At 72.5% G+C, this 14,577-nt stretch carries 16 protein-coding genes; 10 read left to right on the forward strand and 6 right to left on the reverse strand.

Annotated elements, in window-relative coordinates; translation table 11 throughout:
* Positions 1-53: 53 nt before the first annotated feature.
* The 4 genes from msrB to ACWD3D_RS21915 all read right to left on the reverse strand — a co-directional run bounded on the left by msrB (position 54) and on the right by ACWD3D_RS21915 (position 3,388).
* Entirely contained in the window at positions 54-458 is a 405-nt protein-coding gene (gene msrB / locus ACWD3D_RS21900) for a peptide-methionine (R)-S-oxide reductase MsrB (protein WP_451462515.1), read from the reverse strand.
* 14 nt (positions 459-472) lie between these two features.
* The gene (gene murC / locus ACWD3D_RS21905; protein WP_451462516.1) at positions 473-1,873 is read right to left on the reverse strand and encodes a UDP-N-acetylmuramate--L-alanine ligase; all 1,401 of its coding nucleotides are present in this window, start codon (positions 1,871-1,873) and stop codon (positions 473-475) included.
* 58 nt (positions 1,874-1,931) lie between these two features.
* The gene (locus tag ACWD3D_RS21910) at positions 1,932-2,384 is read right to left on the reverse strand and encodes an indole-3-glycerol phosphate synthase (protein WP_451462517.1); all 453 of its coding nucleotides are present in this window, start codon (positions 2,382-2,384) and stop codon (positions 1,932-1,934) included.
* Positions 2,385-2,602: 218 nt separating this feature from the next.
* Positions 2,603-3,388 carry a pyrimidine reductase family protein gene (locus ACWD3D_RS21915; RefSeq protein ID WP_451462518.1) on the reverse strand — a complete coding sequence of 262 codons (786 nt, stop codon included), beginning with the start codon at positions 3,386-3,388 and terminating at the stop codon, positions 2,603-2,605.
* A gap of 37 nt (positions 3,389-3,425) precedes the next feature.
* On the opposite strand from ACWD3D_RS21915, the gene zapE reads away from it, so the two are divergent.
* From zapE to ACWD3D_RS21935, 4 genes are all read left to right on the forward strand, one after another.
* Entirely contained in the window at positions 3,426-4,517 is a 1,092-nt protein-coding gene (gene zapE, locus ACWD3D_RS21920) for a cell division protein ZapE (protein ID WP_451462519.1), read from the forward strand.
* Between the two features lie 185 nt (positions 4,518-4,702).
* Positions 4,703-5,128, forward strand: coding sequence for an OsmC family protein (locus tag ACWD3D_RS21925; protein WP_451462520.1), 426 nt, complete (start codon positions 4,703-4,705; stop codon positions 5,126-5,128).
* 381 nt (positions 5,129-5,509) lie between these two features.
* A complete protein-coding gene (locus ACWD3D_RS21930; RefSeq protein ID WP_451462521.1) occupies positions 5,510-6,970 on the forward strand; it encodes a nucleobase:cation symporter-2 family protein in 1,461 nt (486 codons plus the stop codon).
* A 65-nt stretch (positions 6,971-7,035) separates the two neighbouring features.
* Positions 7,036-7,941, forward strand: a complete 906-nt coding sequence (locus tag ACWD3D_RS21935) for a polysaccharide deacetylase family protein (protein WP_451462530.1) — start codon at positions 7,036-7,038, stop codon at positions 7,939-7,941.
* Between the two features lie 63 nt (positions 7,942-8,004).
* Here the strand turns inward: ACWD3D_RS21935 and ACWD3D_RS21940 are convergent, their stop codons facing one another.
* Positions 8,005-8,199 carry a hypothetical protein gene (locus tag ACWD3D_RS21940; protein WP_451462522.1) on the reverse strand — a complete coding sequence of 65 codons (195 nt, stop codon included), beginning with the start codon at positions 8,197-8,199 and terminating at the stop codon, positions 8,005-8,007.
* Positions 8,200-8,437: 238 nt separating this feature from the next.
* On the opposite strand from ACWD3D_RS21940, the gene ACWD3D_RS21945 reads away from it, so the two are divergent.
* From ACWD3D_RS21945 to ACWD3D_RS21965, 5 genes are all read left to right on the forward strand, one after another.
* A complete protein-coding gene (locus tag ACWD3D_RS21945; protein WP_451462523.1) occupies positions 8,438-9,238 on the forward strand; it encodes an aminoacyl-tRNA hydrolase in 801 nt (266 codons plus the stop codon).
* Positions 9,239-9,680: 442 nt separating this feature from the next.
* Positions 9,681-10,028, forward strand: a complete 348-nt coding sequence (locus tag ACWD3D_RS21950) for a hypothetical protein (RefSeq protein WP_451462524.1) — start codon at positions 9,681-9,683, stop codon at positions 10,026-10,028.
* A 289-nt stretch (positions 10,029-10,317) separates the two neighbouring features.
* On the forward strand, positions 10,318-11,646 hold the full coding sequence (locus tag ACWD3D_RS21955) for a multinuclear nonheme iron-dependent oxidase (protein WP_451462525.1): 1,329 nt from the start codon (positions 10,318-10,320) through the stop codon (positions 11,644-11,646).
* A complete protein-coding gene (locus ACWD3D_RS21960) occupies positions 11,643-12,725 on the forward strand; it encodes a TIGR04222 domain-containing membrane protein (RefSeq protein WP_451462526.1) in 1,083 nt (360 codons plus the stop codon). The genes ACWD3D_RS21955 and ACWD3D_RS21960 overlap by 4 nt, the downstream gene beginning before the upstream one ends.
* Positions 12,726-12,857: 132 nt before the next feature.
* Entirely contained in the window at positions 12,858-13,340 is a 483-nt protein-coding gene (locus ACWD3D_RS21965; protein ID WP_451462527.1) for a WapI family immunity protein, read from the forward strand.
* A 117-nt stretch (positions 13,341-13,457) separates the two neighbouring features.
* Here the strand turns inward: ACWD3D_RS21965 and ACWD3D_RS21970 are convergent, their stop codons facing one another.
* Positions 13,458-13,979: an AAA family ATPase gene (locus tag ACWD3D_RS21970; protein ID WP_451462528.1), complete on the reverse strand. Its 522-nt coding sequence runs from the start codon at positions 13,977-13,979 to the stop codon at positions 13,458-13,460.
* 119 nt (positions 13,980-14,098) lie between these two features.
* On the opposite strand from ACWD3D_RS21970, the gene ACWD3D_RS21975 reads away from it, so the two are divergent.
* The coding region (locus ACWD3D_RS21975; protein ID WP_451462529.1) for a TIGR04222 domain-containing membrane protein at positions 14,099-14,577 on the forward strand (479 nt) is incomplete at its 3' end.

Raw genomic sequence — 14,577 nt, forward strand, 5'->3', positions numbered from 1 at the left:
CGGAACCTCACGGGTTCCGGCCCTGTTCGCGTACCCGGTGACGGGCGGGACCGTCAGGCGTCGGGCGTCAGCTTCAGCGAGATGGAGTTGATGCAGTAGCGCTGGTCGGTCGGGGTCTCGTACCCCTCACCCTCGAAGACGTGGCCGAGGTGGGAGCCGCAGCGGGCGCAGCGCACCTCGGTGCGGACCATGCCGTGGCTGTTGTCCGCGATGAGTTCGACCGCGTCGGTGTCCTTCGGGTCGTAGAAGGACGGCCAGCCGCAGTGCGACTCGAACTTCGTGTCGGAGCGGAACAGCTCGGCTCCGCAGGCGCGGCAGGAGTAGACGCCCTCGGTCTTGGTGTCGGTGTACTCCCCCACGAAGGCGGGCTCGGTACCGGCCTTGCGCAGCACGGCGTACTCGGCCGGGGAGAGCTCTTCCCGCCACTGCTCGTCTGGCTTCTCGATGTCGTACGGCACGGTGGCTCGCTCCCTCACTTCGACAGCTGGTCCAGGATGTGCGGGCCGAGGTCGGTGACGTCGCCCGCTCCCATGGTGAGAACGAGATCACCCGGCTTCGCCATTCCCGCGACGACCCCGGGGACGTCCGCCTTGTCGTGCACGGCGGTGACGTCGGCTCCGGCCGCCAGGGCTGCGTCGATGATCAGCGCGCTGGTGACGCCGGGGACCGGGTCCTCGCGGGCCGGGTAGATGTCCAGGACCACGGAGGCGTCGGCGAGGGCGAGCGCCTGGCCCATCTCGGTGCCGAGCTCCTGGGTGCGGGAGAAGAGGTGCGGCTGGAAGACGACCAGGATGCGGGCGTCGGCGGCGGCGCCGCGCATGGCCTCCAGGTCGGCGGTCATCTCGGTGGGGTGGTGGGCGTACGAGTCGATGACCTGGACGCCCGCGGCCTCGCCCTTGAGCTGGAGGCGGCGCTTGACCCCGGTGTACGTGCCGAGGGCGGAGGCGAGGTTGTGCGCGGGGATACCGAGGGCGACCCCGGCGGCGAGGGCCGCGACGGCGTTGTGGGCGTAGTGGCGGCCGGGCACGGAGACGGTGAAGGTGAGGAACCTGCCGTTGAGCAGGACCGTGACCTCGCTGGTCAGGCCGCGCGGGGTGACCTTGTGGACGCGGACGTCGGCGCTCTCGGACTCGCCGTAGGTGACGATGTTCAGGTCGGCCCTGGCGCTTTCGCGCAGCCGCCGGGTGAGTTCGACGGCCCCGGGCTGGTCGGCGGCGACGACGAGGGTGCCGCCGGGGGTGATCTTCCCGGCGAACTTCTCGAAGGACTCGTAGATCTCGTCCATCGAGGCGTAGTTCGCGTGGTGGTCCAGTTCGACGTTGAGGACGATAGCGACCTCGGGGTCGTACTTCTGGAAGCTGCGGTCGCTCTCGTCGGCCTCGGCCACGAAGATCTCGCCGCCGCCGTGGGCGGCGTTGGTGCCCGGTCCCTCCAGGTCGCCGCCGATGGCGTACGAGGGGTCGAGGTTCAGCGAGGAGAGGGCGACGGCGAGCATCGACGTGGTGGTCGTCTTGCCGTGCGTACCGGCCACGGCGATGGCCCGGGTACCGGTCATCAGCGAGGCGAGCGCGTCGGAGCGGTGCACCACCGGGACGGAGAGCTCGGCGGCGCGCACCAGCTCGGGGTTGTCGGCGCGGATGGCGCTGGAGACGACCACGCAGGTCGCGTCGTCGGCCAGGTGGGCCGGGGCGTGACCGATGTGGACGGTCGCCCCCAGCGCGCGCAGCGCGTCGGCGGTCCCGGACTCCTTGGCGTCGCTGCCCGCCACCTTCGCCCCGCGCTGGGCGAGGATCTTCGCGATGCCCGACATTCCGGCGCCGCCGATGCCGATGAAGTGCGGCCGTTCCATGGCGGCAGGAATACCGGGTGCCATGCGTGTCTCTCCCTGAAGTCGGTCGCGGTGCCGGGTCCGCCCGGCACCGGTGCCCAGCCTATTCGCTGTGCGCGAAGAGCTTGAGCACCGGGACGCCGACCTTGTGGCGGGCGCGGGAGGCCCAGTCGCGGTGGAAGAACTCCTCGACGTAGTGCGGGGCGGTCAGCACGATGACCTCGTCGGCTTCCGCGTCGTCCACCACGGTCTTGAGGCTGTCCAGCGGGTGGTCCTCCACGACCTGTCCCACCGCTTCGGAGCCCGCGGCCCGCAGGGCGAGCAGCGAGTGCTGGAGGGCCAGCCGGGCGGGTTCGCGGGCGTCCTTGCCCTCGGGTTCGTCGCCCTCGCTGGCGGCCTCCCGCAGTTCCCCGAGCGCCACGTCGTCGATCGCGCGGAGCAGGACGTCGGCCTGGTCGCCGCGGGGCTGCATGAGCACGATGAACGAGATCCGCTCGTCGCCGTGGAGGGTCGTGACGAATTCGACGTCCTCGGGGGTGAGCGGCTTCTCGATCATCAAAACGCTTGTGAACACGACGGGCGCCCTTCCGCTTCTTCATCCGGCCGGCCTGGTGGGGGGCCGCTGCTGAAACCATCCTTCCCCGTGATCGCACGGAGATTGCAGAGGTAAGTGTGCCCAGCGGAAGCCAAGCGGAACGGCAAATTCCGTTAAGAGCCGGGCGGAGTCGCGGCCCAGCGCCGGGCGGAGTCGCGGCGCTGCTCGGCGGCCGGGCCTCAGGGTCGGCGGTACCGGGTGAAGAGGAATCCGTCTTCCTCCAGCAGCCCCGCCAGGGCGAAGCGTTCCGGTACGGGTACGGACGGGCCTCCCGTGATCCGCTGCGCCTCCCCCGCCGTCAGCATCGGCGAGACGGTCAGGCAGAGCTCGTCGAGCACACCGGCGGCGACGAACTGGCCGAGCAGCCGCGGCCCGCCCTCCGTCAGCTGCCGGGTCAGGCCGAGGGCGGCCAGCTCCCGGACGGCTCGCGCGGGGTCCACCCGGGTGCCCTCACCGGCGACCACCACCCGGGCGCCCGCCTTCCGGGCGACGGAAACCCGGTCGGCCGGTGCGTCCGCCCCGGTGAGTACCAGGGTCGGGACCAGCGGTGCGGTGTAGAGCGGGGCCGAGAAGTCCAGGTCGAGGCTTCCGCTGACCACGGCGACGGCGGGAGCGGGCCCCTGCCCGGCCGCCGCCCGCCGCCCGGCGAACGCCTCCCGGGCGCGGGCGGGCCGGTACCCCTCCGTACGTACGGTCTCCGCGCCGGCGATCACGACGTCGGCGAGGCCCCGCAGGGTGCCGAAGATCCGCATGTCCGAGGGGGACGAGATGGACTGCGAGCGGCCGTCGTGCTGGGCGGCGCCGTCCAGGGTGGTGACCATGTTGGCGCGCAGCCAGGGTCCGGGGCCCGCGGGGTAGGCGTACGCCTCGGCCAGCTCGTCGAGGCCCCACTCGTGGTCGTCGGCGCCGGTCGGGGCGGGGGCGGACGTGGCTGTCAGGTCCGTCACAGGGAACAGGCTTCGCATGTCAGGCAGTGTGGCACGGCCCTTAAGGTGGAGAGTTGTGTCGTCCTCCACCACCGCTCCGGGTGCGAATTCCCTCACCGGCGCGACTCCGCTGTCCCTGTGCGCCCGTCGGCCGCACGTCCCCGCCGATCGTCTGGTCGCCGAGATGGTGCCGCCACCGCGCTTCGATTCGGTGCGTTTCGCCACGTACGTCCCCGACCCGACCCAGCCGAGCCAGAGCGAGGCCGTCACGGTCCTCAGCTCCTTCGCGGCCGGTCTCGGAGGGGCGTACGCGTCGGGCGAGGGCAAGCGGCGGTGGTTCGCGAAGAAGCCCGCGGCCCCGGCCGGTCCGCGCGGGGTCTACCTCGACGGCGGGTACGGCGTCGGCAAGACCCATCTGCTCGCCTCGCTCTGGCACGCCACGCCCGCCGAGCCGGCGCTGAAGGCGTTCGGCACGTTCGTGGAGTTGACGAACCTCGTCGGCGCGCTGGGTTTCCAGCAGACCGTGAAGACCCTGAGCGGGCACCGGCTGCTCTGCATCGACGAGTTCGAGCTCGACGACCCGGGCGACACCGTGCTGGTCTCCTCACTGCTCAGCAGGCTGGTGGAGGCGGGCGTCGCGCTGGCGGCGACCTCCAACACGCTGCCGGGCAAGCTCGGCGAGGGCCGGTTCGCCGCCGCCGACTTCCTCCGCGAGATCCAGGGCCTCTCCGCGCACTTCCGTCCGCTGCGGATCGACGGCCAGGACTACCGGCACCGGGGCCTGCCCGAGGCCCCGCCGCCGTTCGACGACGCGCAGGTCACGCAAGCCGCGTACGCCACCACCGGCGCGGCCCTGGACGACTTCTCCGCACTCCTGGGCCACCTGGCCGAGGTGCACCCCAGCCGGTACGGGGCGATGACGGACGGGGTCGACGCGGTCTGCCTCACCGGTGTGGTGCCGGTGCCGGACCAGTCCACGGCGCTGCGTCTGGTGGTGCTCGCCGACCGGCTCTACGACCGCGAGATCCCGGTCCTCGCCTCGGGCATACCCTTCGACCGGCTGTTCAGTGAAGAGATGCTGAACGGGGGGTACCGCAAGAAGTACTTCCGGGCCATCTCCCGGCTGACGGCACTGGCGCGGGACGCGAAGGGCCTGGTCCGGGAGTGACCGTCGCACGGCGGACACCGCCCGCCGATCCGACACACGTTGTCGGACAGGGCCCGACGGCGCGTTAGGTTCATGGGGGTGACGGCGCGACTCCTCCGGATGGACGCGTCGTTCACCGGTTCCGCGGCACACGAGGTGCCGCGTTTCCGCGCGACCGCGCACACCGTTTTTCGAAGGGATTCACCATGGCTACCACGCGTCAGGCGCACACGGTCTGGGAAGGCAACCTGCTGGAGGGCGCGGGTGTCGTCACCCTCGACTCGTCCGGTGTCGGCGAGTTCCCCGTCTCCTGGCCCTCGCGCGCCGAGAAGGCCAACGGCAAGACCAGCCCGGAGGAGCTCATCGCCGCCGCGCACTCCAGCTGCTTCTCGATGGCCCTCTCGAACGGCCTGGCCGGCGCCGGCACCCCGCCCACCCGTCTGAACACCCAGGCCGAGGTGACGTTCCAGCCCGGCACCGGCATCACGGGCATCCACCTCACCGTGCAGGGCGAGGTGCCCGGCCTGGACGAGGCGGGCTTCGTCAAGGCCGCCGAGGACGCCAAGGCCAACTGCCCGGTCAGCCAGGCGCTGTCCGGCACGACGATCACCCTGACGGCCACCCTCGCCTGACCGTCCGGCTTCGGGCCACCGCCGACCCCGGCTTCCCGGGGCGCGGTGGCCCGTGCGCCGCGGCTCCCGCGACTCCGACGGGCCGTCAGGACGCCATCCGGGCACCGCCGGAGCGCGGCCGGACCTCCCACCACAGGGCACGGCCGGATCACCGGCTGGGCAGCCTCGGGCCACCGGCTGGGCACGGTCAGGGCACCGGCGAGGCGCGGCCCCAGCAGCACCAAGGCGCCGTCAGGGCACCGGCCGCGCGGCAAAACGGCCTGATCGCACCGGAGATCGCCCCCGCCTCCGTAACACTCGCGTCATCGCACGGCCGCACGTTCTCAAAGAACGACTGGCTCAATGCACTCCAACGCAGCGACCTGCACAGGAGGACATGACATGGACGTATCAGATCCCGCACCGGTTCCGCCGAGGGACCGGGACGTCCATCCGGTCGACCGGCGCCCTTCCCCGGGCAGGCTCGCCACTTTCGGGCTCCAGCACGTGCTCGTCATGTACACCGGCTGCGTCACCGTGCCGCTGGTCTTCGGCGGGGCCGCCGGACTCGACACCTCGACCATCGGCCTGCTGATCAACGCGGACCTGCTGGTCGCCGGGCTGATCACCCTGATCCAGAGCCTCGGCGTGGGCAAGATCCTCGGCGTACGCCTGCCGGTCGTCACCGGCGCCACCTTCGCGGGGGTCACCCCGATGATCCTGATTCACGGCGAGTACGGCATGCAGGCGGTGTACGGGTCGATGCTCGCCGCCGGGTTCTTCGGACTGCTGATGGCCGTGCCGTTCGCACGGCTGGTCCGCTACTTCCCGCCCCTCGTCAGCGGCGTGGTCATCACCGTCATCGGCCTCTCACTGATCGGCGTAGCCGCCGGGCTCATCACCGGCAACGACCCGGAGGCGGCCGACCACGCGTCGGCGACCCGGCTCGGGCTGGCCGCCGGAGTGATCGTCTTCATCGTGCTCTTCGCCCGCTTCGTCAGGGGCTTCGCCGGGCAGACAGGCATTCTGATCGCCCTGATCGTCGGCACCCTGGTCGCCATACCCCTGGACCTCACCGACTTCTCCGGCGTCCCGGACGCGGACTGGGTGGGACTGGCGGCCCCCTTCCACTTCGGCGCCCCGGAGTTCCCGGTGTCGGCCGTGGTCTCGATGTGCGTGGTGATGCTGGTGATCTTCACCGAGTCCACGGCCACGATGCTGGCGGTGGGCGAGGCGACCGGACGGCCCCTCACGGACAAGGACCTGGCGCGCGGACTCGCGGCGGACGGACTGTCGGGCGTGCTCGGCGGCGCGATGAACTCCTTCATGGACACCGTCTTCTCCCAGAATGTCGGCCTCATCCGCCTCACCCGGGTCTCCAGCCGGTACGTCACAGCGGTCGCGGGCGGTGTCCTGGTCGCGCTCGGCCTGGTCCCGAGGCTCGGCGAGCTGGTCGCCGCGCTGCCCGGCCCGGTGGTGGGGGCCGCCGCGCTGGTGCTGTTCGCCACGGTGACCATGGTCGGCGTGAACACCCTGCGCAGGGTGAACCTGGACAAGGGGCACAACCTGACGATCGCGGCCGTGGCACTGGGGATCGGCCTGCTGCCGGAGATGTCCGAGGGCATCTACGCGAACTTCCCGTCCTGGGTGCAGATCGTGTTCGGCAGCGGCATCACGGCAGCCGCCTTCACGGCGTTCCTGCTGAACCTGCTGTTCCACCACACGCCCTGGGGACGCCCGCCCGGCACGGAGGGCGTACCGGCCGCGACGGCGGCGGAAAAGCCCGCACCGGGAGCCGAGCCGGTCCCGGAGGGGATCGCGTCGGCCGATCGGGGCGCTCCGAGCGCCGCACGGACCACCTGACCCATATAAATCATATTGTCCGATATTTTCCGTGAGTGAATACCTCATCACGGAAAGTCTCGCCTCTGACCGGTTCTGTCTGCCTGGCCGGTCTGGCTGTCTTGAGCGGGGTGCTCGCCGGATGCGGCGATCCGGGCGGGCACCCCGCCACCACGCGACCGCCGCAGGGCGCCTCCTCCCCCTCTCCCGCCGCGTCCGCGTCCGCTTCCACGGCCCCCGGCCCGGCCGCCGGACAGCAGATCCCCCGGCCGCCCACCCTCGCCCCGGGCCCCGAGGGCCTCACCCCGGTGTTCGAACGACGGCCGAAAAGCGCGTCCCCGACGGACGAGAAGGTCGTGGCGCTCACCTTCGACGCCGACATGACGGCCGACGAGGGGGACCGTGCGGCGGCCGGCGAACCCTTCGACAACCCGCCGCTGATCGACCTGCTGCACCGGCTCAAGGTGGAGTCGACGATCTTCATGACCGGCCGCTGGGCCGAGGAGTACCCGGACCAGGCCCGGGCGATCGGCACCGACCCCACCTTCGAGATCGCCAACCACTCCTACAGCCACCACGCCTTCTCCTCTCCGTGCTACGGCCTGCCAACAGTGGCGAAGGAGGAGACGAAGAGCGAGGTGGAGCGCGCGTTCGCCGCGTTCCGCGAGGCGGGAGCACGCAACGTCGTCCCGTACTTCCGCTTCCCCGGCGGGTGTTACGACGACGAGGCGCTGCGCGCGCTGGCCCCCGAGAAGGTGACGGCCGTCCAGTGGGACGTGGTCGGCGGCGACGCGTTCGCGACCGACCCGGACGCGGTGGCCGAGCAGGTGCTGGACGGCGTGACCCCGGGCTCGCTGGTGGTGCTGCACTGCACCCGTAGCGCCGCCCCGGCCACCGAGGAGGCGGTACGCCGGATCGTCCCCGAACTCCGCGCGCGCGGCTACCGGTTCGTCAAGGTGTCGGAGTTGATGCGGGCGGCCCCGGGCCGCTGACGGGTCGGAGTGCGAACGGAAAGCGGCCGGGTCCGGTGCCCCGGCCCGGCCGCCGACGCCCGGTCAGCCGGAGCAGGCGTTCCGGCCGGCTTCCTGCCAGGCGCAGACCGGACAGAGGGTGGTGCCCTTCGTCGACTCGGGGTACTCCGTCGGCTTCCGGCAGAGCACGCACTCGGCGTACGGCCCGCCCGTGTCGGCCGGCACGTCCGGCCCGAGGGCCGAAGGGGCGGGGGTCGCGCAGTACGTCTCGTCGTCCATGCGCCGAGCGTACGACGGCCTCGCGGCCCACCGGCCACACACCCCGGATGGCCGCGAGGCTCAGCCGGCCGACGTCTTCTCCGGCTTCTGCCCGCTCGGGCGCCGCGTCCTCGGCCGGAACTTGCCACAGGCCGAAGCGGCCCACCGGCCCACCGGCCCGTCGGACGGCCCGGGGCCGCCGGCCTGCCCGGACCGCCGGGGCGCCCGGCATGTCCGAGGTGCCTGGCAGACTGGCTCCGTGAGCAGCAACGACATCCCCGCAGCCGCGACGGCACCCGCCCCGAGCGCCACCTCCCCGGTCACGCCGGCCGAGAGCTCCGGACCGCTTCCGGCGGACAGCCCGTTCCGGACCGAGCCCACCCCGCGTGACGAGGCACCGCAGTTCGTGCTGCCGCTGGTGGTGCACATCGAGAAGACCGACCCGCCCGCCCGCGACGACGCGCTCCGCACGGCGGCCCGCGCGGTGCTCACCATCCTGGCCGACGACCGCGCGCTCGGTGAGGGCGAGTGGGCACAGGCGATGCGCGACTGGCAGGACGCCCGGATACGCAAGGTGGTGCGGCGGGCCCGGGGCGCGGAGTGGCGCAAGGCGTGCACGCTGCCCGGGATCACGATCACCGGGGACGCCGCCGAGGTCCGCGTCTACCCGCCGATCCCCCTCGACGGCTGGCCCAAGGAGCTGGCGAAGCTCCAGGTCTCGGGCACCGACCTGGACGACCCCGAGCCCCCGGCCGCCCCGGACACCACCGGTCCCGTCCTCTGGCTCAACCCGGAGCTCGACATGTCGGCGGGCAAGACGATGGCCCAGGTCGGCCACGGCGCGCAGCTCGCCTGGTGGGAGCTGACGGAAGCGGAGCGCAAGGAGTGGCGGGAGGCGGGCTTCCCGCTCTCCGTGGCCGTCCCGGACGCGGAGGCCTGGCGCCGCCTCGCCGTGAGCGGTCTGCCCGTGGTGCACGACGCCGGGTTCACCGAGATCGCCCCGAACTCGGCCACGGTGATCGCGGACCACCCGGCGCTCCGGGCGCGTACGGCGGGCTGATCCGGGCGCGGGCCAGGGCTGACCTGACGACTTCCGTTCGAGGCCCCCGCTGCCGTCCTGGCTTCGGGGGCTGTCCGGGCGCGCACGGCGTGCGCCGTCCACAGGGTTGACCGCGTGGTCCTCACCGAGCAGAGCGCGCACCGACTCCGCTTCCGGGGTCGGCCCGCGGCCAGGTCGACCTCAGCCGGGCGGAACAGCGTCATGCCCTCCCCCAGGCACTGACGGCTCTCGTGGAACGTGACCAGGGCCTCGTTGAGGTGCGTCGTCGCGGAGTCCAGCCGGCCGCGCAACTCGCCTGAGGAACAAGCCTGTTGGACAACCGCCAGGATGGGAACCGCTCGCCACCGGACGGCCCACCGAGGCGTCCTTCAGATTCGAACAGGTACTTGACACCAGCGATCCGGAAGCGAGGGACGAGGCGCGGAGCGCGTACGCCTCATTGTTGCGGGACACCGGCCGCTGGGACCGCCTGGCCGAAATCCTGGCGGCCCCCTCGGACACCCGCCCCGCCCCGGTGACGGGGCCCGCCCCGGTGACCGGGCCCGAGAAGGCGACGGCCCCCCACCCGGTGGCCACCCCGGACGCTGCCGCCCCCGCCCCAGCCGCTGCCGCCCCTCACCCGGCGGAACCCGTGCTGACCGCGCTGGTGTTGGCACTGCTCGGCAACATGGCCATCGCCGAACAGAGGCGGAACGAGGCTCGCCACTGGTACCGCCGCGCCTTGGCGGCCCCCGACGGCGACCAGGCCCACGACCGCGCCCGTGCGGCCCTCGACACCCTCCCCGAGTAGTACGGGAGCACCGTCCGACCCAGGACGGTGGCTCTCGGGATCGTCCGGCCGATCGACCGCGGCCATGCGCGAAGGACCCTCCGCGCCGGCAACCCGCTACCCGCTACCCGCTACCTGTCACTCGATGCCCACTCCCACGCGGGCGCCGCTACGAAAGCAGCGGGCCGTCCGCGTCCCCGCAACCTCAAATCCTCCTCTGAACGTCTCCCCGTTCGGATTCGCCGCAGTGCGCCGGGGTCATCACCTCACCACGGGCAGCGAAGGAATCGCCCGGAGAGGGGGAACGCTCATGAGGCTCGGTATCGGGATCGGCTGGCGTCCGGAGATCGCGGACGCGGTGGAGGCGCTGGAGGGCGTCGAGTGGGTGGAGGCCGTCGCGGAGAACCTCTGCGCGGATCATCTGCCCGAGTCGTTGGTACGGCTCCGGGAGCGGGGCGTCACGGTGGTGCCGCACGGAGTGGCGCTGGGTCTCGGCGGCGCGGAGCGCCCCGAGGCCCGGCGGCTGGCGGACCTGGCGGCGCGCGTGGAGCTGCTCGGCGCGCCGCTGGTGACGGAGCACATCGCGTTCGTACGGACCGGGGGGCCGGCGGGCGGTGCTCCCGCGCTGGAGGCGGGCCATCTGCTGCCCGTGCCCAGGACCTGGGACGCCCTGGCCGTGCTCTGCGAGAACGTGCGGATCGCCCAGGACGCGCTGCCGGTGCCGCTCGCGCTGGAGAACATCGCGGCACTGGTCAACTGGCCGGACGAGGAGCTGACGGAGGGGCAGTTCCTGGCCGAGCTGGTCGAGCGTACGGGGGTACGGCTCCTGATCGACGTGGCCAACCTCCACACCAACCACGTCAACCGGGGCGAGGACCCCGCCACGGCGCTGGACGAACTGCCGGTGGAGGCCATTGCCTACGTCCATGTGGCGGGCGGTGTCGAGAAGGACGGCGTCTGGCACGACACGCACGCCCACCCGGTGACGGCCCCGGTGCTGGACGTCCTGACGGAGTTGCGCTCCCGGGTGGACCCGCCCGGCGTGCTGCTGGAACGGGACGACGACTTCCCGCCCGCCGACGAGCTGGCCGACGAACTCGCCACGATCCGGCGGACGTTGGAAGCCGCGCGCCGGTCCGGTCGTACGAGCGTCCGCGGAGGGACCGCACAGCGGCACGTACCCGTGGGGGCGGACGGGGCCCGTGAGCGGCTGGCCGGGGCGCAGAGCGGGCTGCTCGCCTCGCTCGTCGCGGGGGCTCCGGTCCCCGGGGGATTCGACGCGGAGCGGTTGGGGGTGCAAAGCCGGGCGCTGGCCGCCAAGAGGGCCGGCGTCGTCGCGAAGGTGGCGCCGGAGCTGCCGGAGATCCTGGGGACGGGCTACCGCGCCGCGTTCCTCCGTTACGCCGAGGGCCGTCCGCCCGCCTCAGGCTATCGCCGTGACGCCCTCGCCTTCGCCGAACATCTGCTGGTCGCGGGCGAGCCGGCCGACGAGGTGGCCCGGCGGCGGCTGACCCACTGGTGGCAGGACCGGGCGGGGGCGCGACCGCCGCGGCGCACGACCCGGCTCGTCCGAGCGGCGCGCGCCGCGTTCGCCACGTCCACCACCGCGCTCAGGTCGTCTTCCGGGGGGAACCGATGATCTTCAACCTGCTCGCCCTGCTGCTGACGCTCGCGAGCGTGACCTCCGGCCTCCTCCTCCTGTCGACGGGCCCCGGGAGCGGCGTGCGGTCCACCGGTCCCGGCGCCCAGGTGCAGCACGACCACGAGGCCGCGTTCCTCAACGGCGGCCCGGCACGGGTCGTGGACACCGCCCTGACCGCCCTGCACACCGACGGCCGCATCGTGATCGGCGGCCCGGGCATCATCTCCGTCGTGCGGGCACAGCCCCGTGATCCGGTGGAGCGTGCCGTCTTCCACGAGCTGGCGCTCGCCCCGAACGGGGCGCTGCACATCCTGCGCCCGGCGGTCATGCGCCACCCCGCCGTGCAGGAGATCGGCGACGGGCTGGCGGCCAGGGGCCTGTTGGCACGTCCGGAGGAGATGCGGACGCGCCGCCGCTGGGCCGGGATCCAGGGCCTGGCCTGTCTCGTGCTCTTCCCTGTCTCGATGGTCGCCACCTTCGTCCAGTACGGGGCTCTCGACGGCGCTGCCGCCATGCCGTTCCCGTTCGTCGTCAAGATGCTGCCGGCGATCCTCTTCGGCGGGGTGTGCGCTCTGGTGGGGCTGGTGAACGCCCGGGCACGGATCACCAAGGCGGGGCAGGCGGCGACGCGGGCCTACCGTACGGCCCGTACCGGATGGGGTGGTACGCCCGCGCAGTTGGTGGCCGCCTTCGGGCTGCGGTCACTGGTGGACACGGCGCTGCGCGACCAGTTGACGGCCGCCGCGCGGTACGGGGCGTCCCCCTTCCGGGGCGGGCCCTCCTCGGTGCGCCACGACCGGGCTGCCGACTCGTGCGGGGCGGGGGTGGCGATGGTGCCCGTGGTGTGGTGCGCGGGGGCGGGGCCGGGCGGCGGCTGCGGCTCGGGCTCCGGTTCGAGCTGTGGCGCGGGAAGCGGGTCGAGCTGCGGGGGTGGCGGCTCGTCCAGTTGCGGAGGGAGCGGCTCAAGTTGCGGAGGCGGGAATTCGAGCTGCGGGAGCAGCGGCTCCAGCTGCGGCGGGAGCAGCGGCTCCAGCTGCGGGGGGAGCGGTTCGAGCTGCGGTGGCGGGAGCAGCTGAGCGCGGGACGGGGCGGGTGCGCGGGCCGGGAGCGCCGGTGCCGGCTACCGGACCCACACCCATGAGCGGCACCCGTCACGTTCGTCCCGGCCCGGCCGCCCGGGGTGCGGCGGACCGTGGCATCCTGGAGCGATGATCCTGGGCGCCGGCGCGAGCAGAGTGGAACTCCGCCCCCTGCGCCGTCAGTTCGCCGAGGCCCGGGGCAACCGTTACGACGACAACTGGCTGATCATCGGATGCAAGGTGACCACTCCCGGAGGGAGTTGGTCCTTCGCCGATCCTGCTCTGCTGATCCATGAAGCCCATCAGGTCACCGATTGGCTGCGCGGGGTGGCGGCCGGGAGTATCGCCCCGTGCGGACCGGACGAGGCGGGCTACCTGTCCCCCGACACCTGGTTCGTCGAACCGGTCCTGGCGTTCAGCCTCGCCGACCGCGGTGAGGGAGGACTGGTGCTTCGAGTCCACCTCTCCCTGGAGGCGAGACCCCCTGTGCGACAGGGCGAGGACGAGCCGGACTTCTACCAGTACTACGTCCAGGTACGCACGGACGCGGCCGGGGTGCTGCGCGCGGCCGACGAGTGGGACCGCGCCCTGGCGGCGTTTCCCCCTCGCTGATCACCTTCGGCGGCGGCCCGGGGGCCGGGGCTGGTGCCGCGTCAGTCAAGGTTTGCCCGTCAAGGAGCGGCGTCAGGTGCGTGCTCTCGGCGTGCCGGCCTGGAGCCACCGGGCCCCTCATCTCCCCACCGCCTCCGCGATGTGCCGGGCCACCTCGGCGGGCGTGAGGCGGGTGGTGTCGACGACCTCGGCCTCCCGGTGCAGCCAGGTGCGCGCCGCCTCGGCGTACGGCTCCAGGTACTTCAGCCGGAACGTGGTGGGGCCCAGGTCGATGTCTCCCTCGATCCGCCCGCGCAGGGTCTCCTGGTCGGCGTGGAGGACGAAGTGGCGTACGGGTATGGCGTGGTGGGCGAGGCCCGCGCTGATCTCGCGCCAGTACTCCTCGACCAGGACGGTCATCGGCATCACCAGGGTGCCACCGGCGTAGTCGAGTACGTGCCGGGCGGTCTCGACCACCAGGGGGCGCCACGGAGGCCAGTCCTGGAAGTTGCCCGTCCAGGGCAGCGTCGGCTTGATGTCCATCAGTGTCTCGCCGACCTTCTCGGCGTCGAGCACCCGTGACTCCGGGATCAACCGCTGTACCAGTGCGCTGGTCGTCGTCTTGCCCGCGCCGTGGGTTCCGTTGAGCCATACGATCATGGCCGCCACGCTACTGCGGGCGGCAATCGATGCCCAGGGACGTCCACTTCACCCCTCCCATGTGTCCGTATGGTGAACGAGCCGGACCGGTTTCTCCTCGACTCGCATAGAACTCGGTCATGGTCTGGTTGATATGTCTGCTGATCGCATGGGCCGCGGCGGCCCTCTCCTGTCTGCGGCTCTGCCTCGCCGCAGCCAGGGCCGCCGATCCGTCGGCTGCCCGCTCCCGCCGGACCGGCCAGGTGCCGTACGACCTGAGTCTGTACGAGACGGCCTTCCTGTCCGGCGGTCCGGAGCGGGTCGCCGACCTGGCGCTGATCTCCATGCATCTGCGGCAGAGCCTGCTGCTGGCCCACACCGGCTGGGCCACGGTGGTGGATCCCCTGGGCCGGGACGACGTCGAGCGCACGGTGATCCGGGCCATCGGGCCCGAGGGGCAGTCGCGGATCGAGCCGGTACGGGCCGCCGCCGCGTCGGCCGAGCCGGTACGCGCGCTGGCGGACCGTCTGGTGGCGGCCGGCCCGCGGAGGGGTTCTGTTCATCGACGAGGCTTACACGCTCACACCGGGAAGCGGCTCCTCCAGCTCGGACTTCGGCC

Source organism: Streptomyces sp. NPDC002690, from assembly GCF_053592415.1.